The sequence below is a fragment of the Algoriella sp. genome (assembly GCF_036647415.1).
Classification (GTDB): domain Bacteria; phylum Bacteroidota; class Bacteroidia; order Flavobacteriales; family Weeksellaceae; genus Empedobacter.
The window spans coordinates 1-23937 of sequence record NZ_JAVXKG010000016.1; the positions used below are offsets into that span (position 1 = coordinate 1).

Annotated in this window: 23 protein-coding genes; 6 read left to right on the top strand and 17 right to left on the bottom strand. The window is 30.2% G+C overall.

Features of this window, described 5'->3' with window-relative positions; genetic code table 11:
• The 5 genes from RSC72_RS08235 to RSC72_RS08255 all read right to left on the bottom strand — a co-directional run.
• A partial coding sequence (locus tag RSC72_RS08235) for a DUF6428 family protein (RefSeq protein WP_332578472.1) occupies positions 1-343 on the bottom strand: 343 nt, incomplete at its 3' end.
• Between the two features lie 109 nt (positions 344-452).
• Positions 453-782, bottom strand: coding sequence for an ArsR/SmtB family transcription factor (locus tag RSC72_RS08240; protein ID WP_332544449.1), 330 nt, complete (start codon positions 780-782; stop codon positions 453-455).
• Between the two features lie 238 nt (positions 783-1020).
• Positions 1021-1653 (bottom strand): nitroreductase family protein, encoded by a 633-nt coding sequence (locus tag RSC72_RS08245; protein ID WP_332544450.1) that lies wholly within the window; start codon positions 1651-1653, stop codon positions 1021-1023.
• Positions 1654-1663: 10 nt separating this feature from the next.
• Positions 1664-2524: an SDR family oxidoreductase gene (locus tag RSC72_RS08250; RefSeq protein ID WP_332544451.1), complete on the bottom strand. Its 861-nt coding sequence runs from the start codon at positions 2522-2524 to the stop codon at positions 1664-1666.
• Between the two features lie 76 nt (positions 2525-2600).
• Positions 2601-3011: a nuclear transport factor 2 family protein gene (locus RSC72_RS08255; RefSeq protein WP_332544452.1), complete on the bottom strand. Its 411-nt coding sequence runs from the start codon at positions 3009-3011 to the stop codon at positions 2601-2603.
• Positions 3012-3171: 160 nt separating this feature from the next.
• On the opposite strand from RSC72_RS08255, the gene RSC72_RS08260 reads away from it, so the two are divergent.
• Positions 3172-3546, top strand: coding sequence for a winged helix-turn-helix transcriptional regulator (locus RSC72_RS08260; protein WP_332544453.1), 375 nt, complete (start codon positions 3172-3174; stop codon positions 3544-3546).
• A gap of 259 nt (positions 3547-3805) precedes the next feature.
• Here RSC72_RS08260 and RSC72_RS08265 read toward each other — a convergent pair whose 3' ends face one another.
• Together RSC72_RS08265 and RSC72_RS08270 are read right to left on the bottom strand one after the other, a co-directional pair.
• Complete coding sequence (locus RSC72_RS08265) at positions 3806-5215, bottom strand: pyridoxal phosphate-dependent decarboxylase family protein (RefSeq protein WP_332544454.1); 1410 nt, start codon at positions 5213-5215, stop codon at positions 3806-3808.
• Between the two features lie 24 nt (positions 5216-5239).
• Positions 5240-6649: an MFS transporter gene (locus tag RSC72_RS08270; protein WP_332544455.1), complete on the bottom strand. Its 1410-nt coding sequence runs from the start codon at positions 6647-6649 to the stop codon at positions 5240-5242.
• 119 nt (positions 6650-6768) lie between these two features.
• Between RSC72_RS08270 and RSC72_RS08275 the strand changes: the two genes are divergently transcribed.
• Complete coding sequence (locus RSC72_RS08275) at positions 6769-7119, top strand: winged helix-turn-helix transcriptional regulator (protein ID WP_332544456.1); 351 nt, start codon at positions 6769-6771, stop codon at positions 7117-7119.
• Between the two features lie 418 nt (positions 7120-7537).
• Here RSC72_RS08275 and RSC72_RS08280 read toward each other — a convergent pair whose 3' ends face one another.
• The 7 genes from RSC72_RS08280 to RSC72_RS08310 all read right to left on the bottom strand — a co-directional run bounded on the left by RSC72_RS08280 (position 7538) and on the right by RSC72_RS08310 (position 14795).
• Positions 7538-7963 carry a VOC family protein gene (locus RSC72_RS08280; protein WP_332544457.1) on the bottom strand — a complete coding sequence of 142 codons (426 nt, stop codon included), beginning with the start codon at positions 7961-7963 and terminating at the stop codon, positions 7538-7540.
• Positions 7964-7986: 23 nt separating this feature from the next.
• A complete protein-coding gene (locus tag RSC72_RS08285; RefSeq protein ID WP_332566462.1) occupies positions 7987-9408 on the bottom strand; it encodes an FAD-binding protein in 1422 nt (473 codons plus the stop codon).
• Between the two features lie 281 nt (positions 9409-9689).
• Positions 9690-10253, bottom strand: a complete 564-nt coding sequence (gene efp, locus RSC72_RS08290; protein ID WP_332544460.1) for an elongation factor P — start codon at positions 10251-10253, stop codon at positions 9690-9692.
• Between the two features lie 21 nt (positions 10254-10274).
• Entirely contained in the window at positions 10275-11060 is a 786-nt protein-coding gene (gene lpxA, locus RSC72_RS08295) for an acyl-ACP--UDP-N-acetylglucosamine O-acyltransferase (protein ID WP_332544464.1), read from the bottom strand.
• A gap of 17 nt (positions 11061-11077) precedes the next feature.
• Complete coding sequence (locus tag RSC72_RS08300) at positions 11078-12466, bottom strand: bifunctional UDP-3-O-[3-hydroxymyristoyl] N-acetylglucosamine deacetylase/3-hydroxyacyl-ACP dehydratase (protein ID WP_332566402.1); 1389 nt, start codon at positions 12464-12466, stop codon at positions 11078-11080.
• A 6-nt stretch (positions 12467-12472) separates the two neighbouring features.
• The gene (gene lpxD / locus RSC72_RS08305; RefSeq protein ID WP_332566403.1) at positions 12473-13498 is read right to left on the bottom strand and encodes a UDP-3-O-(3-hydroxymyristoyl)glucosamine N-acyltransferase; all 1026 of its coding nucleotides are present in this window, start codon (positions 13496-13498) and stop codon (positions 12473-12475) included.
• Positions 13499-13577: 79 nt separating this feature from the next.
• Positions 13578-14795 (bottom strand): HD domain-containing protein, encoded by a 1218-nt coding sequence (locus RSC72_RS08310; RefSeq protein WP_332578473.1) that lies wholly within the window; start codon positions 14793-14795, stop codon positions 13578-13580.
• Between the two features lie 258 nt (positions 14796-15053).
• Between RSC72_RS08310 and RSC72_RS08315 the strand changes: the two genes are divergently transcribed.
• The 4 genes from RSC72_RS08315 to RSC72_RS08330 are packed head-to-tail and all read left to right on the top strand — an operon-like array spanning position 15054 to position 18597.
• The gene (locus RSC72_RS08315; protein WP_332546946.1) at positions 15054-16607 is read left to right on the top strand and encodes a T9SS response regulator signal transducer PorX; all 1554 of its coding nucleotides are present in this window, start codon (positions 15054-15056) and stop codon (positions 16605-16607) included.
• Positions 16607-17011, top strand: coding sequence for a tRNA (adenosine(37)-N6)-threonylcarbamoyltransferase complex ATPase subunit type 1 TsaE (tsaE, locus tag RSC72_RS08320; RefSeq protein WP_332546944.1), 405 nt, complete (start codon positions 16607-16609; stop codon positions 17009-17011). The genes RSC72_RS08315 and tsaE overlap by 1 nt, the downstream gene beginning before the upstream one ends.
• Positions 17012-17014: 3 nt before the next feature.
• Complete coding sequence (locus RSC72_RS08325; protein WP_332546942.1) at positions 17015-18220, top strand: alanine dehydrogenase; 1206 nt, start codon at positions 17015-17017, stop codon at positions 18218-18220.
• The gene (locus RSC72_RS08330) at positions 18217-18597 is read left to right on the top strand and encodes a hypothetical protein (RefSeq protein WP_332566062.1); all 381 of its coding nucleotides are present in this window, start codon (positions 18217-18219) and stop codon (positions 18595-18597) included. The genes RSC72_RS08325 and RSC72_RS08330 overlap by 4 nt, the downstream gene beginning before the upstream one ends.
• A 291-nt stretch (positions 18598-18888) precedes the next feature.
• Here RSC72_RS08330 and RSC72_RS08335 read toward each other — a convergent pair whose 3' ends face one another.
• From RSC72_RS08335 to RSC72_RS08345, 3 genes are all read right to left on the bottom strand, one after another.
• On the bottom strand, positions 18889-20124 hold the full coding sequence (locus tag RSC72_RS08335; protein WP_332578474.1) for a porin: 1236 nt from the start codon (positions 20122-20124) through the stop codon (positions 18889-18891).
• A 69-nt stretch (positions 20125-20193) separates the two neighbouring features.
• On the bottom strand, positions 20194-20724 hold the full coding sequence (locus tag RSC72_RS08340; protein ID WP_332546068.1) for a YqiA/YcfP family alpha/beta fold hydrolase: 531 nt from the start codon (positions 20722-20724) through the stop codon (positions 20194-20196).
• Positions 20725-21019: 295 nt separating this feature from the next.
• On the bottom strand, positions 21020-23908 hold the full coding sequence (locus tag RSC72_RS08345) for an alpha/beta hydrolase family protein (protein WP_332546067.1): 2889 nt from the start codon (positions 23906-23908) through the stop codon (positions 21020-21022).
• Between the last annotated feature and the right edge of the window lie 29 nt (positions 23909-23937).

Below are 23937 nucleotides of genomic sequence, written 5' to 3' on the forward strand. Positions count from 1 at the left end.
GTATAAAATTTCTACCATTAAAATCCAAATCATATTTACCAATCGTTTCAGCTTGATATTCTACCTCGATTTCAGCATCTTCCATACCCAATTTTTCTTCAGATAATTTGATGATATTTAATAATTTATTAGGTTTTAAACGATGTTCAAAATCATTTGCATTCCATAATTGGAAGTTGACTACTTTTTCTGAACGAATTACACCACCACAATCAATAAAATTTTTAGTGATTTGACCTACCTCCGTAACGTGAAAATATTCTGGCACAAATGTTCCGTTTTCTAATTGAAATTCAACATTTTCTAATGTTGGTAAAATATCTTTTATTTCTGATAGTTTCATACTATTTTAATGTGAGTTATTTTATTTATTGAATATTATGAATGAATTATTCTTATTTATCTAAATCATATATTGCGATATAACGATATATCTTTTACAAAAAAAGCCTTTAACAGCATTGTTTTATATTAACATCTTGATCAAAAAAGATGTGAAACTCTTTTTTAATCTCATTCCAAACTTTTTCGTTTATACAGTAACAAACAGACTTACCTTCAATAGAACCATGAATAATACCAATGTTTTTTAGTTCTTTTAAATGTTGAGAAATTGTAGCTTGTGCCAATCCTAATTCACCAACTAAATCATTACAAATACAATCTTTTTGATTGATGATATATTGTAGAATTGCTATTCTTGCAGGATGTCCCAAAACCTTAAATAACATAGCTATTTTGTTTTGTTCATCAGTAAATATCTCTGTTTTAGTAAGTCCCATGTTTTTCAATATTAACATCGTAATATTACGATAATAATTTAAACTATTAAAATAATATCGACTAAAAATTTACTTGTTTCAGAAACCTAATTTCAATTCATCTCCATCCTAAACTGTAAAGGCGAAATATTGGTTATTACTTTTGAAAAGTTTGTTAAAAAAAATCAGCGGGTTCTGAGAAACCGCTGATTTTTTTTAAATATTATTTTTTAGTTTGGTAGTTGTAGGTGAGTAAAAATTATTTAATCTCTGTAATAAATTTTTCTTTTGGTTGACGAATCTTTTTCAAAGGCAATAACCAATCTTCATCAACTTTACGTTTTCCTAAAGAAAGTAACACAACCGATCTTAAGTTTTTAGATTTCAAGTCTAAGAATTCATCTATTCTTGCTTTATCAAAACCTTCCATTGGCGTAGCATCAACACCCAGTTCGGCTGCAGCAGCAATTGCTATACCGAAAGCAATATGTGCTTGTTTTGCTGTATGATGATATTGTTCTTCTTCGCTGAAAGTAGAAAATAATTGTTTCAAATTAGCAACCGTATCAGCAGTTTTATCATTAGATATACCCCGTTGTGCATTGGTATATTCGTACACTTTATCAATTTCTTCATCTGGAATAGTTGCCCAAGAAGTAAAAACGATTAAATGTGAAGATTCTACAATTTGAGGCTGACCAAATGCAATGGGTTGAATTTTAGCTTTCGTTTCCTGATCGCTTATTACATACAAATGAACTGGTTGCAAACCTGCTGAAGTTGGAGCCAAACGAGCTGCTTCAATAATTTGATTTACCGTTTCCTCATCTAATTTTTCGCCCGTCATACGTTTCGTTGCGTATCTCCAGTTTAATGCTTCTATTAATTTCATTTTGTTTAATTTATAAATTAAATAATTCTTTGATAAAGTCGTTTAGTGATGCTGTTGATCGTCCCAATAAAGTTTCTAACATATTACTTTCTAGTTCGTACTGATGCATTTTGATGTCGTAAATTGTACCTGAATGTAGATAAATTGCAAAATCAGGGAAACCAATTTGGTTTAAAAAAGATTTCAAAGCCACTTCTGAAATATCATTATACTTAATCGTTTTACCTGTAAAATTCGATAATGCAGTTGCTATTTCTTGATAACCAAAATTTTGCGAACCAGTAATATTGTAGGTTTTATTTTCGTGACCATCTTGCAATAATAAATTGGCAGTAGCTTCGCCCATTTCTCTACGCAAAGCGTACGGAACTTTTCCGTTTCCACCAGGTAAATTTATATCTTGGTTTATAACGTTTTCTCCTAAAATTTGAACTAAAGCATCTGCATACATCGTATTTCTTAGAATTGTATAGGTCAATCCACTTGCTTTGATGTAATCTTCTGTTTGAAAATGACTAATCATCAAATCCTTCACAGCAGAAGTTTGAATATTTTTGATGGCAAGACTTGTATAAACAATATGTTTTACGCCTTGTTTTTTAGCAGCATCTATCACATTTTTATGCTGTTCTAAACGATTTTGATCCATCGTAGAAATCAACAAAACTTTCTCAATACCATGAAAAGCTTTATTTAATGAAGCTGTATCCGTAAAATTAGCCAATCGAGAATTTACGCCTTGTTCGGTTAATTTTTTTACGCCATTTTCATTACTAGAAGTTGTTACAAATTTATCTTTTGTCGTTACCTTTAAAAGTTGAGCGATCACGCTAGAACCTAAATTTCCGGTTGCTCCTGTTATCAATATCATATTTTATATTTTAAAAAATTCCTATTTCATCTGTAAAAACAAAATAGGAATTTCGATTATGGATTAATCAATCGATTTATAATCCGCCAGCGTTTCCTCCGTATTCTTTAGGATCAGCAGATGAAGCAAATTCTTCCATTTTAGAAATTAATCCATTGGTAACTGTGTAAATTTGGATCCATCGATTTTTCATTTCAGAGCCGTTTTCTTTCGATATAAAATGTTCATTACCCAAAACGAATAATTTATCATCTCCAGCTTCAATAAATTCGTTCGTATTAAAATAAACAACGTCTAATGCATTGATATTATACTCAAAAAACATTCTAGCTCCAGCTTTTCCTACAAACTTAGCACTTGGCATAATTTGCGTACCGTGATGAATTAGCACAGCATCATCAGAAAAGCTATTAACAATTGCATCAATATTTTGTTGTGCAAATACTTCAAACATTTTATCTACGACTTGTTTTGCTTTAGTTGCCATAATTTTATTTTTTAAAATTGATAATATTCTGTTTTTAAATCTAATACAAAGTAAAAGACAGTTTACAGTATATTTACCATTCGTTTCCTATTAGAAAGTGCTTTCCTTTAGGAAAGTATTATTGTAATGGTATTATTAGTAATTTAGTTATAAAAAAAATATGAAACCAGAATATAAAGCACCTGCATTTTGCAGATTTAGAACCAATGCCGAAAAAGATAGTATGGGCTTACTCACAGGAAAATGGAAAATACATATACTAGGAACTTTGTTGTATGGCGGAAAAATGCGTTTTATGGATTTGCAACGTGAAATTGAAGGAATAGGCTCTAAAATGTTATCTAAAGAGTTGCAAGATCTAGAAATGAATCATCTGATAACGAGAACTGTTCTGAATACAAAACCTATTACGGTAGAGTATGATTTAACCAATTTTGGAAGAACATTAGAACCCATTATTGATTCGATTGCACAATGGGGAATAGATTATAGAGAAACTGTTTTGGGATCCAAAATTCCGGACAGTAAAATATAAACGTCTGATTATTTTAGAGCCTAGTTTGATCTCTTTTTGAAAAATTGAAACTTTACGAAAACTTTTACAACGGATAGAAGAATATCAATTCATTCCCGCCCTAAACTGTAAAGGCGAGATATTAGTTTTACTTTTGAAAAGTTTGTTGAAAATATTTAATCTCAATTGTTATTCAATTCAACAAAATAATAATCTCCATTAATGTAGTTTTCAGGAGAAATTTAGATTTTTAAAGAAAAAAACTTCATATTAATAAACCTTATTTAATCAAATTCAATTCCTCTAAAATAACTTCTTTTACAATTTCTAAATCAGTTTCTGTTGTACGCCAATTCACAAAAGCAGCTCGGATTCCTTTTTTATTATTGTAAACAGTTGGTGTCATAAAAACTTTTCCAGAATCGTTTATATTTAACAAAAATGGAGCTACTTTTTCTTGATTTTCATCTCCAACCAATGAAAAACAAACGGTATTCAGCCGTACAGGAGCTAACAATTCTAAATGATTATTTTGTTCAATAAATTGACCTAATTGTTGTGTTAGATGAATTGAATTATCAACGATTTCTTGGTAACCTTTTTTTCCATAAGCTTTCAAGGTAAACCAAACGGGTAAAGCACGCAATCGTCTGGAATTCTCTGGAAGAAAATTTAAATAATTAAAATTATCCAATGGATCGCCCAAATAAGGCGCATTTGTATTTTGAAAAGTTTCTATTTGTAATAATTTATGTTGCTCTTTCACAAAGAAAAATGCATTATCATAAGGTACATTTAGCCATTTATGCCCATCAACAGTGATACTATCTGCATTTTCCCAACCGTGAATCAAATGTTTGAAATCTGAAGAACAAGAAGCAAAAGCGCCAAAAGCAGCATCGATATGCCACCAAAAATTGTATTTTTCTTTCAATTTAGAAATCGCTTCAAAATCATCAAAATCTACCGTATTTACAGTTCCTGCACTTGAAATTAAGATAAATGGTTTTGTATTTAATTCTTGAATTTTTTGTTCTAAATCTTCAATATCAATGGCTTCTCGGTTTCCTTCAAGAGTTTTAATTTTAATCAAATTATTGCTTCCAATTCCTAACATTGACAAGGATTTGATTGAAGAAGAATGCGCCGTTGCTGAAAAAATCGTCACTTTTTCTGAAATTCCATCTTTAGCAAAATCTTTTCCTAATTGATTTCCGAACCATTGTTTCGCCACAGCCAAACAAGTAAAATTGGACATTGTGGCACCCGTTACAAATCCGCCAAGAAAATCTTTTGGAAGATTAAATAAATCCAATAATAACTGAATTGTTTCGAATTCTATATTTGCCGAAATATCTCCTTGACCTTTTATTGTCTGCGAATTTTGATCGAAAATAGTTGCCAACCAATCGCCAACAATCGCTGCAGGCGTAGAACCTCCAGTTACAAAACCCAAATAACGCGGACCTGTAGAACTTACAATAATAGATTCAAAACGTTGAATAAATTCAGCCAGAGAAGCTTCAGCACCAATTCCATCAATAGAAAGTTTATTTTCTAACTCAATATTATTTTCTTTTGTAGATGTTGGTCGAGAATTAATTGATTTCAAAAAATCTACGCCATATTCTTTCGTCAGCTGCAATACGGCTTCTAAATTGGTAAGATCGTTTTGTAAAATAGAATTCATCTTGTAATTTTTATATGAAGTTAATTATAAATTAGTTTTTGTACGAGAAAATAATCGATTGATAATAAAACCAACCAAAAAAAGTAAAAGGATTGATGCTAAAGTTGAATAACCATAAGCGCCGGAAATCTGAGAAAAATTGAAAAATAATTGATTTGAATGATTCAAATATAATCCTACAATAAATGCAATTCCTAAACAAATTGATAATTGTTGAACCGTCAAATAAAGTGCTGAACCAACGCCAATCAAAGATTGATTCAAATCACGAAGCGCTAAAGTCATCAATGACGGCAAAACGGTTCCACAACCAATTCCGTAAAAGAAAAATAAAAGATGAACTTGATTGATTTCTATTTGTAATTGATCAAAAATAATTAAATGCGCTACCAAACCAATAATCATAATTGATAATCCTGTTAAAACAACAATTCTTCCCATTTTATCTACCAAACGACTCGCAATTAAACTCGCTAACACATAGCCAATTCCTTGATAAACAAATGCAATCCCGGTCATTGTTGGAGTAAATTCTCTATAATTTTGAAGATAATTTGAATTAATAATAAAGTAAGCGTCTTGCACCATATAAAAGGCTAAAGCTGCAAATAAACCAAGGTTAAAAACTCTATTTTGGAACAACGAAAAATCTATAAAAGACGGTAATTGTTGTTGAAATAAGTTTTTTTCTCTCCTAATAAATAGGATCAAAAATCCAATCGAAATGACTAATAAAACTAAAACCCACCAAGACCACTGCAATTCGGGGCCAACAATTAATGGATAAATGAGAAGAATTAATATAAAAAATAATTGAATAACCTTATTTATCAATACTTTTTGTTTGATATTAATAACATCTTTCGGAATGATAAAAAATGTTATTGCAATAGCAAAAATTCCAATCGGAATATTAACTAAAAATATCAATCGCCAACTTTCTTCAATCCAATTTTGATCTGGTAAAATTCCGCCTAAAAATTGTCCTAAAACAGATGCAACTCCAGCAAAACTTCCATAAATACCAAGTGCAATTGTTCTTTTTTGTTGATTATCAAAAAGAATAGAAATCAAAGAAATGCCTTGCGGAACCATCAATCCAGAACTTATTCCTTGTAATAATCTCCCACCCAAAAGCATATAAATATTGTCCGATAATCCGCAAATTAATGAAGCTAAAGTAAAGCCAATCATTCCTATAATATACAATTTTTTGCGCCCAAAAGTAGCTCCTGCATTACCTGCATTAATCAACAAACTGGCATAACCGATGATATATAAAATGATTATCCATTGCGTTTTACTATTTGATAATTGCAAACTATGTTGAATACTTGGCAAAGAAACATTGATGATAAAAAGATCTAACACAAATAAAAAAATGCCGATTGAAAGAATAAAAATTTTAAAAATATCTTTTATATTTAATTTCATTTTAGCTGATTTTAATGATTTAATAGGCTAAATTTACTTCTGAAAAATCAACTAATCAAGTAGTTATAAAAGATGCACATAGTATCGTTTTTTGTACTAATACACATTATGAAGTGATTATGGAAGAAAAAAATGTAAAAAAATATACAAGTTGTTGTGGTACAAATGGAATTTTCAAGATAATTGGTGGAAAATGGAAGGCATTAATCATCAAATCTATCTCAACTAATTGCCCAAAACGATTTGGAGAATTACGTCGCGATATGGAAAATATGGCTCAAACTACATTGACCATTCAATTGAGAGAATTGGAACGAGATGGAATTATTTGTAGAAAAATATATGCCGAAACACCTCCACGAGTGGAGTATAAATTGAGTGAAGTTGGTAAAACATTATTACCTATTTTAGACTTACTTGATGATTGGTGGTTAGATTATAAGAATCCGAATAATGGTAAATTAAAGTAAATATTTTTTTGATAAATGATACCGTTCGTCGTCCTAATAGTATTTATAACGGAATGACGAATCATCAAAATCTTTCACAGTAGAAATATGAATATTTTTGATTGTAAAGCTGTATAAACAATATATTTTACATCTTATTTTTTTAGTAGATTAACCCGTTGTGCATTTTGAATTAAAATTCGTCAGTTCGAGTGATTTTTAGAAATGACACTTCGATAAACTCAGTACAAGAATGAATTAAAATTGTATCGAGAATAGAATTTTATCTTCTAAAACCTTATTCTCGAAACAAAATTCTTACAGAATTCCACTCGAATTGATGGTTTAATTGCTAAAATTAGCAAAATACACAGCGGTTTTACTTCTATAATTATGAGAAATTAATAGTTTTTAAAAATAGAAAAATCAATTTCTATTTTTAATATTTTGGATCAAAATCGACAGTCCATTCTATACCATATTTATCTCTAAACATTCCGAAATATGAACCCCAAGGACTCTCAGCAATTTGTACTTCAATATTTCCACCTTCAGAAAGTTTATTAAAAATATTATTTGCCTCTTCTTTGCTTTCTGCGCTAACAGCTATCTTAGATCTGTTCTCATTTTCATTTACTTTACCCATAAATTCAGGAACATCATTACCCATTAGGACATTTTTGCCAATAGGTAAAGCTATATGCATTATTTTATCTGCTTCGTTTTCTGAAATTGGAATTTCTGGATTTGGCATATCTTTAAAACGAATAATCATTTCGAACTCACCGCCAAAAACTGATTTGTAAAAATTGAATGCCTCTTCGGTATTACCATTGAAGTTGATGTAAGGATTAATTTGAGCCATAATTTTATTTTTAAGTTACATTTTTATTTGTAGTATTGATAAAATTTATTGTTAAATAATTCATCAGGATCATATTTTAATTTTAATTGAAAAAATACATCTGCATTCGGGTAAGATTTTCTCATTTTATCTTTATCAATATGTAAACGATATGGCAAATAATAAGTTCCTTCATTTTTTAATGCGACCTCTACAAGTTTATTTGTCAATTTTTTCATTTCTACTTCTTGTTTATCTGTCTTCTTTTGATTGAATAACAATACAAAACCAAAAACATTTTCACGCGCATAATTCAAATAACTATCATTATCTTGATGAACACCACGGATGGTTATATTAAGCAAATCTATTTTTGAATTTTGTAAAATAGGTTTCATATCAGTAATGAATTTATTGAAATTTCTTTCAGGAATAAAATATTCTTGAAGTAAATCTGTTGAAGAAGGATCTTTATTTTCAATTAATGAAACATGATCATTTAAAAGCTCATTTCTTGAGTAAATTTCGTTTTTAGAAACCTTATTCATTCCTGTTTCTAAATCCCAACGAAGTCGTTTTCCATATTCATTATCTACACTTCCTCTAAATACTAGTCTTTGAGTTTCGGTACTTTTTTCTATTTGTAAAGTCGGAATATTTACGTCAACTTTTTCAAAGAAATTTAATGTTGCTTCTTCTAAAAAATGTTTATCAGAAATTCTTAATCTACCAAATACAAGATTAACATTTGGATTTTCTGAAATGTACTTTTTGTAATAATTAACGTAATTTTCTGGGTTTAGACGAATGTATTTGTATTGTAATGCTTCATTTTCTACAACTTTCAACTTAATATCTAAAATGACACCAAATAAACCGTAACCACCAAGTACTAATTGAAAAAGTTCTGAATTTTCTTGTCTGCTACAATTTATAATCACACCATTTTCTTTCATTAAAGTGAAAGAAATTACACTTGAAGAAATAGGTGGTGAATCTTTTTGCCAACCATGTCCATTTACACTTATTGATCCTCCAATTGAAAAAGAACTGAACGCTTGCATTATAGCAATAGATTTTCCTTTTTTATCTAAATACAATAAAGCATCTTCCCATAAAGCACCAGAACCAATTGTCAAAATATTGTTTTTAGTATCAAGTTTCATTTCTTTGTGAGGGAGCATATTAAGAAGAATTCCATTTGGATAAATTGTATGGCCACCCATACTATGTTTTGCGCCTGCAATTGAAATTTTCAAATTATTTTCTTTTGCATACTTTAGAACATTTTTGAGTTGAATTTCAATCTCTTTTTTATTATTAGGAACTTGAATTATTGTATCAATTTTAGTCAAATTAAGTTGACTTGCATCATTTGTAAAGCCTTTTGGTATTTGATTATTAATCTCCTTTTCATTCCATTTTGTTTTTAGAATGTGAACTGTCGGAATAGATAAATATATCATTATCATCAAAATTGTTATTATCCAAAGATTCTTTTTCTTCATTAGTATAATCTATTAAACATGTCTTAGTGAACCTTAAATTTAATTATTTTAGTTTGAATTTTAACACTTTATAAATAGTTTTCATTTTTCCACAATTAATTCCTAATTATTATCTTTTTCAAAAATTAATCAAAATATTTTTAATTTCATTTTACTATTTAGTAGTATAATCAAATTCTCCATAAACAAAAAAATCCCTCTATATAAGAGGGATTTTAAAAAATATATTATAAAAAATATTATTTCATTCGTTCTACATAAGAACCATCTTCTGTGTTGATTTTTACTTTATCACCTTCGTTGATAAATAAAGGAACACGAATTTCTGCTCCAGTTTCAGTTGTTGCAGGTTTTGTTGCATTGGTTGCAGTATCACCTTTAAGACCTGGTTCTGTATATGTAATTTCCAAAACTACAGTGTTTGGTAATTCTGCTGCTAAAGCTGTTTCGTCTGAAGCACGGAATATGATTTTTATTTCGTCACCAGCTTTCATAAATTGAGAATTATCAATCAAGCCTTTATTTAAATAAACTTGAGAAAAATCGTCATTATTCATGAAATGGAAACCATTATCATCTTCGTATAAATATTGGTAGTTACGTGTTTCTACACGAACTTCTTCAATTTTATGACCTGCAGAAAATGTATTATCTAATACTTTTCCGTTTGTCAAAGATTTTAATTTTGTACGAACAAAAGCTGGGCCTTTACCTGGTTTTACGTGTAAAAATTCGATAATTTTATAGGTATCATTATTAAAAACGATACATAAACCTTTTCTGATATCAGAAGTTGTTGCCATTTATTTTATTTGTTATTTTGATTAAACACCCGAGCTATAACCTTTCATAATTCCACGATCACTTGTATTTATAAAATTCAAGATGATTTCACGATAATGCGAATCTGGGAATTTTTCTAAGATTTGTTCTACAGCTTGAGATACATTGTTTTTTTGTTGATATAAAATTCTGTAAATACCTTGTATTTCGTAGATTTCCTCTGAAGTAAATCCTTTTCTTCTTAATCCAATAGCATTTACACCTGCATAAGCTACAGGATTTTTTGCTGCTTTTACATAAGGAGGAACGTCTTTACGGATTTGTGTTGCGCCTGCTATGAATGCGTGTTCACCAATTTTTGTAAATTGATGTACGGCACTATAACCACCAATAAAAGCATAATCTCCTACTTCTATATGACCAGCTAAACCTACTGCATTTACAATAACTACATTATTACCTACTACACAGTCGTGTGCAATATGTGCAGTTGCCATAATCAAACAATTGTCTCCGATTTTTGTATAACCTAAAGCATTTGTTCCTTTATTTACTGTTACGCACTCTCTTATCGTAGTATTATCTCCGATATAAGTTAACGTTTTTTCTCCTTCGTACTTCAAGTCTTGTGGTTCACCAGAAATAACCGTACCTGGATAAATTTTACAATTTTTACCAATACGTGATCCTGGCATTATTGTTACATTGGGACCAATCCAAGTTCCGTCGCCAATTTCTACATCTTCATAAACAGATGCAAAAGGGCTAATTGTAACATTTTCACCTAAAATCGCAGTTGGATGAACGTATGCCATCGGATGATTCATAACTTCCATTTCTTTAATTATTCTTTTGTAATAACTGCCATCATTTCTGCTTCTACAGCAATCTGATTGTTTACATATCCTATTCCTTGCATATGTACAATCCCTCTACGAATTGGTTCGATTAACTCTAATTTAAATACAATTGTATCTCCTGGAACAATTTTGCGTTTAAATCTTGCGTTTTCAATTTTCATGAAATATGTCGAATATTCTTGCGGATTTTCTAATTCTCCTAAAATCAAAAGACCACCTAATTGTGCCATTGCCTCTATTTGTAAAACGCCTGGCATTACAGGTTCTTTAGGGAAATGTCCAACAAAAAATGGTTCGTTCATCGTCACATTTTTTACACCAACTAATCCTGTAGGTGATTTAGAGATTACTTTATCAATCAATAAAAATGGTGGGCGATGTGGCAACAATTTCATGATTTGATTGATATCGTAAACAGGTTCTACAGTTAAATCAAATTCAGGCACCTTATTACGTTGCGCTAATTTGATTTGTTTACTTAATTTTTTCGCAAAATTAGTATTTGTATGATGTCCTGGTTTTGTTGCAATAATTTTTGCTTTCAATTTTTTACCTACCAAAGCTAAATCTCCCACCACATCTAATAATTTATGACGAGCTGCTTCGTTTGGATAATGTAAAGTTAAATGATCTAAAATTCCGTTTGGACGGATTGATACATCATCACGATTGAATGCCTTGCACAGTTTTTCTTTTGTTTCTGGTGTTATTTCTTTGTCAACGTAAACTATTGCGTTGTCCAAATCTCCACCTTTTACAAGACCTGCATCTAACAAATGTTCTAACTCATGTAAGAAACAAAATGTACGTGCTTCAGAGATATCTTGTTTAAAGTTTTTGATTGATGATAAAGTTGCATTTTGAGTTCCCAAAACTTTTGTTCCGAAATCTACCATTGCTGTTACTTGATAATCATCTGACGGTATCGCTGTTATTTCTGATCCTGTTTCTGGATCTACATACGATATAATTTCTTTAATTCTGTAATATTCTCTTTCCTTGTCTTGCTCAATTATACCAGCACTCTCTATTGCTTCGATAAAAAACTTTGAAGAACCGTCCATAATTGGAGGTTCTGCATTATCTATTTCAATATAACAGTTATCTATATCCATACCAACCAAAGCTGCCAAAACATGCTCTGTTGTATGTATTTTAACTCCTTTTTTTTCTAAAGTTGTTCCTCTTGCAGTACTTACCACATATTGTGCATCAGCCTCTACTTGAGGTTGCCCTTCTAAATCTGTTCTTACAAATACAAATCCGACATCTGGATCTGCAGGTTTAAATGTTAAACTAACATATTTACCTGTATGTAAACCAACTCCTTTTAGAATAGCTTCTTTCGCTAAAGTTTTTTGTTTATCAGACATTAACTTTTACTTTTGTTTGTTTTCTTTTTCTAACTTATCGATACGTTTCACAATTTCTGGAAACTTTCTAAAATGCACATACGACTTTCTAAAACTCGTTGCGTCAATTGCTGGCGAACCATACAATTGTGTATTACTCTCTACATCTGCGTTGATACCGCTTTGGGCTTGCACTTGTACAAAGTCTCCTATTGTCAAATGTCCCACGATACCTACTTGTCCTCCTATCATACAATTACGTCCAATTTTAGTTGAACCTGCTACTCCTGTTTGTGAAGCAATTACAGTATTCTCTCCTATTTGTACATTATGCGCTATCTGTATTTGGTTATCTAATTTTACTCCTTTTCGGATTACAGTAGATCCCATTGTTGCTCTATCTATTGTAGATCCTGCTCCTATTTCTACATCATCTTCGATTAAAACATTTCCTATTTGAGGAATTTTTTCAAAAGAACCATCTGCAGTTGGTGCAAATCCAAAACCATCTGCTCCAATTACTACATTAGAATGAATGATGCAGTTTTTTCCTATTTCGCACTCATTATACACTTGTGCGCCTGAATATAAAACTGTATTGTCTCCAATTTTAACGTAATCTCCAATTGTTACATTTGGATATATTTTTACATTATTTCCTATTGAAACATTTGCTCCAATATAAGAAAAACTTCCAATATATACATTATCTCCAAGCTGTGCCGTCGAATTTATTTTTGCAAATTCTTCTATTCCAACTTTATTATTTTTGATCGTATTATAATGTTGCAATAATTGCGTAAATGCTTGGTAGGCATCTTCTACTACAATTAATGTAGATGATATAGCATCAGTAGCCACAAAATCTTTACTTACAATAACAATAGATGCTTTTGTAGTATAAATAAATTGCTCGTACTTCGGATTTGCTAAAAACGAAATCGTTCCTTCTGTTCCTTCTTCTATTTTCGACAAGGTCGAAACTTCTACATTTGCATCCCCTTTTACGGTTCCTTGCAATAATTGCGCAATCTCTGCAGCTTTAAATTTCATAGTTTGCAAAACTAATAATTATTCTTAAATTTATAAAATGAATATTTAAGTTATTTAACTTTTTTGTCAAATTCTTTTATCATTTTATACTATGGTAATGGTATTTTGTTATTTCTTGTTGTAAAAACTGTGTTAATAAGCTTTTCTCTGAATTAGAAATTTCTTTTACTTCCCCATTTTTAAATAAAATTTTAATTGGATTTTTTGATTTATCATACGGAATTATTTTTATCGTAGTTTGTTCTACAAAATAACTTGCGTCATCAATTTTAAAAAATTCTTTGACACGTTCTTTTTCAACAAATAATTCTGCATCTGTCAATTCTTTATCCATCAAAAATGATTTTGGTAATTTACGTTCAATGATACTTCGAGATAATTTACTCAATATCAAATCATCATGAAACTGCCATTCTTTTATCGAAGATAAAACATCACTATCATCTAATTGTGTGAAAATTTCTAATCCTTTTCGCGATAAATTTCCTTTTTCGTTGTCTTGTAAAAAATAATTGAAAGCAGAAGTTGCAAATAACTTCTCTCCTCCTTTCACCAATTCTTTTGCTCTTTTTAGTACACTAATCAAGAAATTTTCTGCCGTAAACGACTTCTTGTGCATATATACTTGCATATACATAAACATACGTGCCATCAAAAATTTTTCGACAGATGAAATTCCTTTTGATTCTATGACTAATTCATTTTGAGAAACATTCATCATCGAAATGATACGTTCGGGATTAATATTTCCCTCTACAACTCCCGTATAAAAACTATCACGTTTCAGATAATCCATTCGATCAAGATCTAATTGACTAGATACCAATTGAGAAAGAAATTTTTTATGATATTCTCCTTTGAAAATCTGAATTGCTACTGAAAGTTTATTCTCAAAAATTTGATTTAATTCTTGCATCAATCGAAGTGAAACTTCTTCATGATGTAAACCGTTAATTATAGAATGTTCTAGTGAATGTGAGAAAGGACCATGACCTAAATCATGCAAAAGAATGGCAATTAAAGCGCCATTTTCTTCTTCTGGAGAGATTTCTACATTTTTTCGTTTCAAAATATTCAAGGTTTTTTGCATTAAATGCATACAACCTAATGCGTGATGAAACCTAGAATGTCGAGCTCCGGGATAAACAAGTTCTGTTAAACCTGTTTGAGAAATACGTCGTAAACGTTGAAAATAGGGATGTTGAATAATTTGATAAATAAGTTCGTTAGGTATTGTAATAAATCCATGTACTGGATCATTGACTACCTTTAACTTATTATTGTTTAATGAATTCAAACGTAAAAAATTTATTAACAAAGATATAAAATATAGTCAATCATTAACACGACTTTACCATAAATCATCAATTTGAGAAAAATATTTTTAATACGATTAATTTTTTGGACAGATTTATGCTATTTAACCGTTTAAATATTTAGCATTTCCAAAGTTTTAGTTTAACAAACAATTTAGATTTTAACACTTCCGTTATCTCTATATTTGGAAATAGTAAGAAAAATAAGAAAACAATTACAACAACATAAAAATACAGATATGGCTATAAAAATTTTATGGATAGACGATGAAATCGATTTATTGAAACCACACCAACTTTTTTTAGAGAAAAAAGGCTATGAAACAACAATGATTAATAATGCAACTGATGCCTTAGATGAAATTGAGAAAGAAAATTTTTCTGCTGTATTAATTGACGAAAATATGCCAGGTCTTAGCGGTTTGGAAGCTTTACCAAAAATTAAAGAATTACGCCCAAATCTTCCTGTAATTATGGTTACAAAAAGTGAAGAAGAGCATATTATGGAAGATGCAATTGGCTCTCATATTGCAGATTACTTGATTAAACCCGTTAATCCAAATCAAATATTATTGAGTTTGAAAAAGATTTTGGATTCTTCTAAACTTATCTCAGAAAAAACGGTGATTAATTACCAACAAGAATTCAGAAATATCACAATGGATATGATGAATGCGCGTGATTATGAAGATTGGCAAGAAATTTATAAAAAATTAGTTTTCTGGGAATTAGAATTAGAAAATATTGAAGACAAAGCACTTTCTGAGATCATAGAAAATCAGAAAAGTGAAGCAAATGCGGCTTTTTTCAAATTTATAGAGCGCAATTATGAAGATTGGTTACATGATGAGGATGACAGACCAATATTGTCGCACACGGTTTTCAAAGAATTAGTGAAACCATTGTTATCTAAAGACGAAAAAGTTTTGTTGATTTTGGTTGATAATTTACGCTACGATCAATGGAAAGTTATTGAACCAATTTTTAATCGTTATTATAATTCGGAACAAGAAAATTTATATTACAGCATTTTACCAACTGCTACACAATACGCTCGTAATGCGTTTTTCTCTGGTTTGATGCCATTAGAAATTGAAAAAAAGTATCCCCAATATTGGTTAAATGATACTGATGAAGGAAACAAAAATATGTACGAAAAAGATTTATTGGGTGAGCAACTAAAACAGCTTGGTTTAGGAAATTTATCGTACAATTATTTCAAAATATTAAATTCAGATTTCGAGAAAAAAATCGCGGATGATTTTAATAATTATAAAAATAATGACCTTAATGTAATCGTTTATAATTTTATCGACATCTTATCTCACGCCAAAACGGACAATAAAATTGTTGCAGAAATGATTCGAGATGATAAAACTTATCGATCAATCACAAAACACTGGTTTGAAAATTCATACTTGATGGAAATTGTAAAAAAAGCAGCACATGAAAAAATGAAAATTGTTGTAACTACCGATCACGGAACAATTTACGTAAAAGAACCAACTAAAGTTATTGGTGATAAAGAAGCAAGCACAAATTTGCGTTACAAATTAGGAAAACAATTGCAATACGATCCGAAAGATGTTTTGGCGATAGATCAGCCAGAAAGATTCTTTTTACCTAAGGTAAATGTTACGTCAAAGTATATCTTTGCAAAAGAAAATTTATTTTTAACGTATCCAAAAAATTACAATCATTTTGTTAATTATTATAAAAATACCTATCAACATGGTGGTATCTCATTAGAAGAAATAATAATACCAATGGTTGTTTTAACACCAAAAAATTAATGGAATTTATAATTCATACTTTAGACGAAATACCAGAAGTTGCAAAAGAAATTTTTAGTCAACTAAAACATAAATTAATCACTTTCGAAGGAGAAATGGGAGCTGGGAAAACAACTTTTATCAAAGAATTTGTAAAAGTTTTAGGTACAAGCGATGAAGTATCTAGCCCTACTTTTTCTATTGTGAATGAATATGATACCGATAATGGAAAGGTATATCATTTTGATTTTTACCGTCTAAACCATGAAGAAGAAGCACTGGATTTTGGAATTGAAGATTATTTATATTCAAATCAATATTGTTTAATGGAATGGCCAAATAAAATTGCTAACTTTATACCAGACGAACATCATACTATAACAATAGAAAATATTGAAGGTAGACGTCATATAAATTTCAATTAAACTATGGACGGAAAAAATATTTTTACGCCTTTTTCTCAGGAAGATTTAATTCCTCAGCCCGAGCGATTAGAAATTCCTCGTAAAAAAGACCGATTTGATATTGGGATTCCAAAAGAAACAAATAATCAAGAAAAAAGAATTTGCCTTTCTCCAGATGCAGTCGAAATTTTAGTTAATAATGGTCATTTAGTTACCATAGAAACTGGAGCTGGAGAAGGTGCAAACTATACTGATAAAGAATATTCGGAAGCTGGTGCAGAAATTTCATATAATACACAAGCCGTTTTCGAAAAACCAATTATTCTAAAAGTTGGTCCATTAACATTAGAAGAAATAGATTGGATAAAACCAAATACACTAGTCATTTCATCTGTACCAACAAATACATTAAAACGCGAATATTTTCAGAAATTAATCACAAAACGTGTTGATGCTGTTGGTTTTGAATTTATTAGAGATGAACAAAACCACTTACCTGTAGTTCGCTTATTAAGCGAAATTGCTGGTACAACTGCAATTTTGGTTGCAAGTGAGTTAATGTGTTCTACCAATGGCGGAAATGGAATTCTGATGGGTGGCGTAACAGGAGTCCGCCCTACAGAGGTTGTAATTCTTGGAGCGGGAACAGTTGCAGAAAATGCAACAAGAACGGCTTTAGGTTTGGGTGCTTCGGTTCGTGTTTTTGATAATTCTTTGACAAGATTAAGACGTTTACAACAAAATATTGGGCAACGTGTTTCCACTTCTACAATAGATCCTAAGGAATTAGGAAAAGCTTTACGTCGTTGCGATTTAGCAATTGGTGCATTGCGTGGCGAAACAAGAACACCTTGCGTTGTTAGTGAAATGATGGTTCAGAATATGAAACCTGGCGCTGTAATTATAGATGTAAGTATAGACCAAGGTGGTTGCTTTGAAACTTCTGAATTAACAACACACGATCATCCGACAATTATTAAGAATGATATAATTCATTATGCCGTTTCTAATATAACTTCTCGCGTTGCGCGTACGTCTACCAAAGCATTGAGCAATTATTTTTTATTCTATTTATTACAAATTGCCGAAGAATCTGGCTTCTCAAATGTGGTACAAACGGATAAAACTGTAAGAAATGGTGTATATTTGTACAAAGGTAGAATTGTAAAAAAGAATTTAGGGGATTGGTTTGATTTACCATTTCACGATATTAATTTATTGATTATATGACGTTAACGCAAAGATTTATGAAGTTTGGAATGGGCGTAGGAATTGGCTTGGTTTTTATAGCTATGGCCTTTGGTCCAAGAGCCTTTTCTTGTAATTATTTTCCAAATGCAAGAGTTTTAGATGAAGCTTACTCTAAAAGATTATCATTTTCTCCAGAAGCACAAGCTTTTTTGAAAGCAGAGAGTTTAGATTCTGTTTTCTTGAAAAAACAATTGTTTGCTAAAAGTAAGGTTGATTTTGATAAATCTAAAAAAGATCAGGTTCCATGTAGAGAATATTATGCGACTTATGAAAGTAAAGATAAAACAAAGAATTACGAATTTACTTTTGATGTCTGTAAAGAAGATTCAAAATTAGTTTCGATTAATAAAAAGTAAAAAAAATCCCTCTAAAACAGAGGGATTTTTTTATATATTTTAATTCATAACTTGTAATAAAACGAATAATACGACTAACATTATTACAGAAACTATTATAACATCTTTAAATTTAATTTTCTTCGTACCGAATTCTACATTTCGATTCAAACTTTTCTTCTTTCTATTGGCTTGCATAGGATTGGTAATTTAAATAACAAATTTAGTGACTTTTATTTAACAATTTACATGCCATTTATCAAGATTACATTAATAATTAAAAAGTTAAATAATCTATAATTTTAATAGAAATTATATACCAATTTCTATTTGTAATCGTGCATACCAATTATTTTTCTTTTCTAGATTATAAAATTTTTGTTGCTCATAAGTAAACTCTGCTTGTAGTTTAAATGCATGTTCCCAAATATATTTTGTTAAACCTAAACTATATTGATTTGCATTTGGTGTAAACTCAAAAATCTCTTTGTCTACTTTTTGCTTAGAAAATCTACCGATAACTTCCCAATGTTTTGGAAATGTATACGATCCCTGAAAATCCATTCCGTGACCATCATAAATGTAATTAAAATCTGATACATCTGTTGGATTATAAAACAATGTTTTATCCGAATTTCTATTCATGTAGGCATACATAAAACTCCAACCACGATACTTTAACATCGCATCCAAAAACAAAGATTGTATATTCGCCGTTCCGTCTGCTACAATATCATCTCCCAACATTCCTTGGGTTCTGTGCGCCCTGTCATTATAACTATACGCACCAGAAATCATTAATTTTGGAGTTTGCTCGTGTGCTAAATCTCCTTCGTAATTACTTCCTCCATCAGTAAATTCTCCTAATGGAAATAATTCTGCTTTTCCTGTATAGGCTAAACCCGTATCTTTATAAGTTGTCCAGTTTCTACCTTCTCCAGTTGAAATTGCACCACGTAAAATATATGAAAATTTTTCTTTATTCCTTTTATTGTATAAAACCTGAACCCCAAAATCGCGGTCAATATTAAAATCTGCATTATTAATCGATCGATCCGTTAATTGCAAAGCTCCAGACGAATTAACTCGCTGACGGTTTCCTGGTAATTTTGTTTGACCAAATCCTAAACTCCAATGTTTATTTGGATAATAAAAAATCATGGCATCACGTATAATATTTGTATTTCTCCCTTCTTCTGCCTTACCTACATCGCCTGCAGCAAAAGATAATTGCATAGAGTAACCAAACTTTGGATTACCAATATAACCATCAAAACGTAAACGTAAACGTCGAATTTGACCATCAATATTATCTTCCTCTCCATCATTATGATTATAACTTACACGATTTTGCATACGAAATCTGATGTTTACTTGATAAAGACTGTCGGGCGAAGTAATTCCCAAACCGTTACCGTAACTGTAATACGGCGACATCATATTCTTAAATTCTTGCACAGTTTTCTTCTTCGTTTCGACTGTATCTTTAGTCTGAGCATATGTATTAAAAGAAAATACAATAAACAGTAAGGTTAGAATTTGTCTCATGTTTTAATTAATATGTTTGTTGTGGGTGCAAAAATCTAAGAATTAAATTAAATAATTGTAAACTATAAATTAAATTAACGTTAACAATGAATCGAAATTTTTAATACGATGATTATCATCAACTTCAATGATTTCGATTTGGTCGGGAGATATTCTTTGTTGAACATCAAAAAAATCAATAGATTTTTTTACATCTAAAACTTCATCATGAACGCCTAAAAAAACTTTCGTATTCTCAAAACGATTCATATCAGCCAAATATTTTGTTAAGTTTTCTGGAAAATTATTTTCATATTTAAACGAAATATCAATCAAAGGATTTAATAAAATCAACTCACTCGATTTTCCGTTCTCTTTCAATTTTTGTTGCAATTGCCAACCAAAATTTCCTCCTGTAGAACTTCCAATTATAGTCAAATCATCAATAATTCCTTTCAAATACTCATAAGCATTCGCAAGAATTGTTTTAATATTATCTTCTGTTTTCCATTCAATACAAATTGCAGATGGATAAACTTTCAAAATAGATTTAAACTTTTTAGAATTTGCAGAGCTATTTAAACCATGTATATAAACAATTTGTCGATTATTAGAATTCATATTCAGTGCAATTAATTGTTTAAATTAGATATTTTCAGTTAGTTAATCAAATTCGAATGTAAATTTAACACTATAATCCTATTGTGTAATATGATTTAATACACAAATAAAGCGATCAAAATTGATCGCTTTATACTTTATTTATAACTCGTTGTGTATTTTGATAAAATTATCAAAAAAATGTCAGTTCGTGTAAAATTCTATTCTCGATACAATTTTTATTCACTCTGTTTCTAAAATCAGTCGAACTGACGAATTTTCAATCAAAATACATAACGGGTTAATTTATATTCAATTATTTACTTTTTGATTCATCTAAATCGAATCCCCAATCAATTCCTTTCATTGTTGCAGGTACTCCTTCTGTCATCCATTTTGGAGCAGGTTTATCTTTCAGATAATGATCAAAAAATTGTACTTGACGTTGTTGAATATCATTTTTATTTGCACGTTTTAATAAATTGTGATCATCTCCATTATAATTCAACATCCAAACTGGTTTTCCAAGACGTTTCAATGCCATAAACATTTCAATTCCTTGGTACCAAGGCACTGCTCCATCTTCGTCATTATGCATAATTACCACTGGTGTTTGCACATTTGGCATTTTAAATAATGGTGAATTTTCGATGTACAATTCTGGCGCTTCCCACAATGTTTTTCCTATTCTACTTTGTGTTTGCTCGTACTGAAATTGACGACTCATTCCCGTTCCCCAACGAATTCCACCGTACGCAGAAGTCATATTAACTACGGGCGCACCTGTCCAAGCTGCGGCATACAAATTGGTAACTGTTATTAAATGTGCTACTTGATAACCACCCCAACTTTGTCCTTGTATGGCAATTTTATCTCCGTTTACCCATGTATTTTTCTTTAAAACTTCTACACCAGAATTGATATAATCTTCGGCAGATTTTCCTGGATAACCAATTGTATAAGAAATATCTGGTGTAAATATAATATAATCGTTACTTACAAAATACGTATGATTGATACGAGATGGCGTTGGTGCAGGAGCTTGATAACGGTTTAAGTTATCCGATAGTTTTTCATAAAAATAGACGATTACGGGATATTTCTTATTTGGATCAAAATTTTCTGGTTTATACACAACACCTGTTGCGTCTTTTCCTGAATATGTTTTCCAATTTACAAGTTCTCCCTTTCCCCAAGTATATTTTTTTTGTTGTGGATTAATTGCAGAAACTTTTTTCTCATCTTTAAAATTTGACGTTACATAAACATCAGGTGTTTTTTCAAAAGATTCTTTTGTATAAATATATTCATCCGCATTAAGTGCTTTTTTCATATTCTGAGCACCCCAAGTATTAGACATTACAAGTTCTTCAGGATTTTTAGCTTTCTCAATAATTGTCTGATAAACACCAGATTGTTTATTCGTATTATTAAATGCTCCTAAAAAAATGGGTTGATTACGATTAATCGTTTTTACATCTTCATTCAGTTTATTAATATCAAATGTAATTTTATTTTTTCGCCCAAAACCATTTGTCATATTTTCTGGCTTACGATCTCCAACCAAATCAAATTCCCAAATATCATAACGATCTTTTATCAAAACAGTTTCGTCATTATCTGTAAAATAAGCAATTCCATACTCTTGTGCTACAGTTGGCGAATCATTTTCTTCGTCATAAAATTTAACTTTTAGCTTTTTATTCAGAACCTTTGTTTCTTTTGTAAATAGATTGTAGCTCGACCACAAACCTGTTTCACCATTATAGTAAACCGCAAATTTTCCGTTAGGAGAAATTTCAACATCTCCAACCAAAGCTTTTGCTATAATATCACGTTGTCCAGTTTTTGTATTGATACTATAATAATCTTTACGACCAGTTAAATCCCATGATGCAGAAGATCTGTACGCATTATCAGAAATACCAAAAGCAAAATCAGAATTTCCTTCATCAATCATCTCGACACGATTAAGATCAAAATCGGCTAATTGAGTAACTTTTGTCGGATTTGATAAATCTATAACAGATAAATAAGCTCTTTTCTTTTCGCGATCAAGATTTTTTAATTGTTGAGGCTGAATAAAATCGTCTTTGTAACTCCAAACATCAACTTTTGCATGATCATCTGCGATCAAAGTCGTGTCTTTTTCAGCTAACTTTGGTGCAATTCCGAGATATAAAAAGTTTGAATTTTTACTAAATTTTGGTTGACGATTTTCAGAAACTTGCCAATCTTTTTTCAATCCTACTAATTCCGTTTTCTTGATTTCTTGTTGATTCGCAGTTGTTGTATAATAAATATGATAGGTTTTATTTTCTTTCTTCTCATCATCAGAAGTTCCTACAAAAGCAACTTTACTTGCAGAATCGTCAAACACAAATTGTTTAAATTCTCCAATTGTATCAACCAACTGTTTTTGAGCAAATGTTGCTGTATTAACTAAAAAAACACCATATTTTGTTTTATCTAAACTATCTTTCTTTTCTTGTTTTGTAGAAAAAATTAATTGTTTACCATTCTCGCTAAACTCATAATTTGTCACATTTTTGAAAGACTTTTTTTGTCCAGAAATTAAATTTCTTAGAACCAACTCCAACGGTGTATCTTTTTTGTCTTTTCCTGCTAGTTTACTTGGTTTATCTTTTGTTTTTGTAGAGTCAGATTTATCTTTTTTATCCTTTTTTAATTCTTCTTTTTCTAACAAATAAGCCAAAAACGAACCTTCTTTTTTAGGTATTTTGAATGATTTTATATTCGGTAATTTCTCAACTTTATTAGTTACTAAATTCAAAATTCCGATAGAATCTTTCGCTATTTCATTTTCTTTTTTCTTTTTGATTCTTACCAATTTCAAATCCTTATAAAATGGTTTGATTTTGAAAATTGCATATTTAGAATCTGAAGTAAAAACATTTTCTTCACCACGATGAAAATTAAGTGATTTGTCTGTTTTTAATCCAAAAAAGTTAAGCGAATTATCACTCTCTTGCGCATTTACTTGATACGCAACCCAAGCACCATTATTCGATAATTCTTTCATTCCGATTGATTGCCATTCGTCAAAAACGGTCAAATCAAGAGGTTTTTTTTGCGCATCAACGTTTGTTGCAATCATTGCAATAGCCGCAGCATAAATTGCTTTATTTGTTAAAAGTTGAACCGCATAATTTTTTAAATTTTTAGTAGATAATTTCGATTTCATTCTAAAGTTCTTTACGCGTTAATTTTAAT

Excerpts from the sequence above, each read along its gene's own strand:
- RSC72_RS08240 (WP_332544449.1), bottom strand. The coding sequence starts at position 782 with ATGGGACTTACTAAAACAGAGATATTTACTGATGAACAAAACAAAATA.
- RSC72_RS08245 (WP_332544450.1), bottom strand. The coding sequence starts at position 1,653 with ATGAAATTAATAGAAGCATTAAACTGGAGATACGCAACGAAACGTATG.
- RSC72_RS08250 (WP_332544451.1), bottom strand. The coding sequence starts at position 2,524 with ATGATATTGATAACAGGAGCAACCGGAAATTTAGGTTCTAGCGTGATC.
- RSC72_RS08255 (WP_332544452.1), bottom strand. The coding sequence starts at position 3,011 with ATGGCAACTAAAGCAAAACAAGTCGTAGATAAAATGTTTGAAGTATTT.
- RSC72_RS08260 (WP_332544453.1), top strand. The coding sequence starts at position 3,172 with ATGAAACCAGAATATAAAGCACCTGCATTTTGCAGATTTAGAACCAAT.
- RSC72_RS08265 (WP_332544454.1), bottom strand. The coding sequence starts at position 5,215 with ATGAATTCTATTTTACAAAACGATCTTACCAATTTAGAAGCCGTATTG.
- RSC72_RS08270 (WP_332544455.1), bottom strand. The coding sequence starts at position 6,649 with ATGAAATTAAATATAAAAGATATTTTTAAAATTTTTATTCTTTCAATC.
- RSC72_RS08275 (WP_332544456.1), top strand. The coding sequence starts at position 6,769 with ATGGAAGAAAAAAATGTAAAAAAATATACAAGTTGTTGTGGTACAAAT.
- RSC72_RS08280 (WP_332544457.1), bottom strand. The coding sequence starts at position 7,963 with ATGGCTCAAATTAATCCTTACATCAACTTCAATGGTAATACCGAAGAG.
- RSC72_RS08285 (WP_332566462.1), bottom strand. The coding sequence starts at position 9,408 with ATGATATATTTATCTATTCCGACAGTTCACATTCTAAAAACAAAATGG.
- efp (WP_332544460.1), bottom strand. The coding sequence starts at position 10,253 with ATGGCAACAACTTCTGATATCAGAAAAGGTTTATGTATCGTTTTTAAT.
- lpxA (WP_332544464.1), bottom strand. The coding sequence starts at position 11,060 with ATGAATCATCCGATGGCATACGTTCATCCAACTGCGATTTTAGGTGAA.
- RSC72_RS08300 (WP_332566402.1), bottom strand. The coding sequence starts at position 12,466 with ATGTCTGATAAACAAAAAACTTTAGCGAAAGAAGCTATTCTAAAAGGA.
- lpxD (WP_332566403.1), bottom strand. The coding sequence starts at position 13,498 with ATGAAATTTAAAGCTGCAGAGATTGCGCAATTATTGCAAGGAACCGTA.
- RSC72_RS08315 (WP_332546946.1), top strand. The coding sequence starts at position 15,054 with ATGGCTATAAAAATTTTATGGATAGACGATGAAATCGATTTATTGAAA.
- tsaE (WP_332546944.1), top strand. The coding sequence starts at position 16,607 with ATGGAATTTATAATTCATACTTTAGACGAAATACCAGAAGTTGCAAAA.
- RSC72_RS08325 (WP_332546942.1), top strand. The coding sequence starts at position 17,015 with ATGGACGGAAAAAATATTTTTACGCCTTTTTCTCAGGAAGATTTAATT.
- RSC72_RS08330 (WP_332566062.1), top strand. The coding sequence starts at position 18,217 with ATGACGTTAACGCAAAGATTTATGAAGTTTGGAATGGGCGTAGGAATT.
- RSC72_RS08335 (WP_332578474.1), bottom strand. The coding sequence starts at position 20,124 with ATGAGACAAATTCTAACCTTACTGTTTATTGTATTTTCTTTTAATACA.
- RSC72_RS08340 (WP_332546068.1), bottom strand. The coding sequence starts at position 20,724 with ATGAATTCTAATAATCGACAAATTGTTTATATACATGGTTTAAATAGC.
- RSC72_RS08345 (WP_332546067.1), bottom strand. The coding sequence starts at position 23,908 with ATGAAATCGAAATTATCTACTAAAAATTTAAAAAATTATGCGGTTCAA.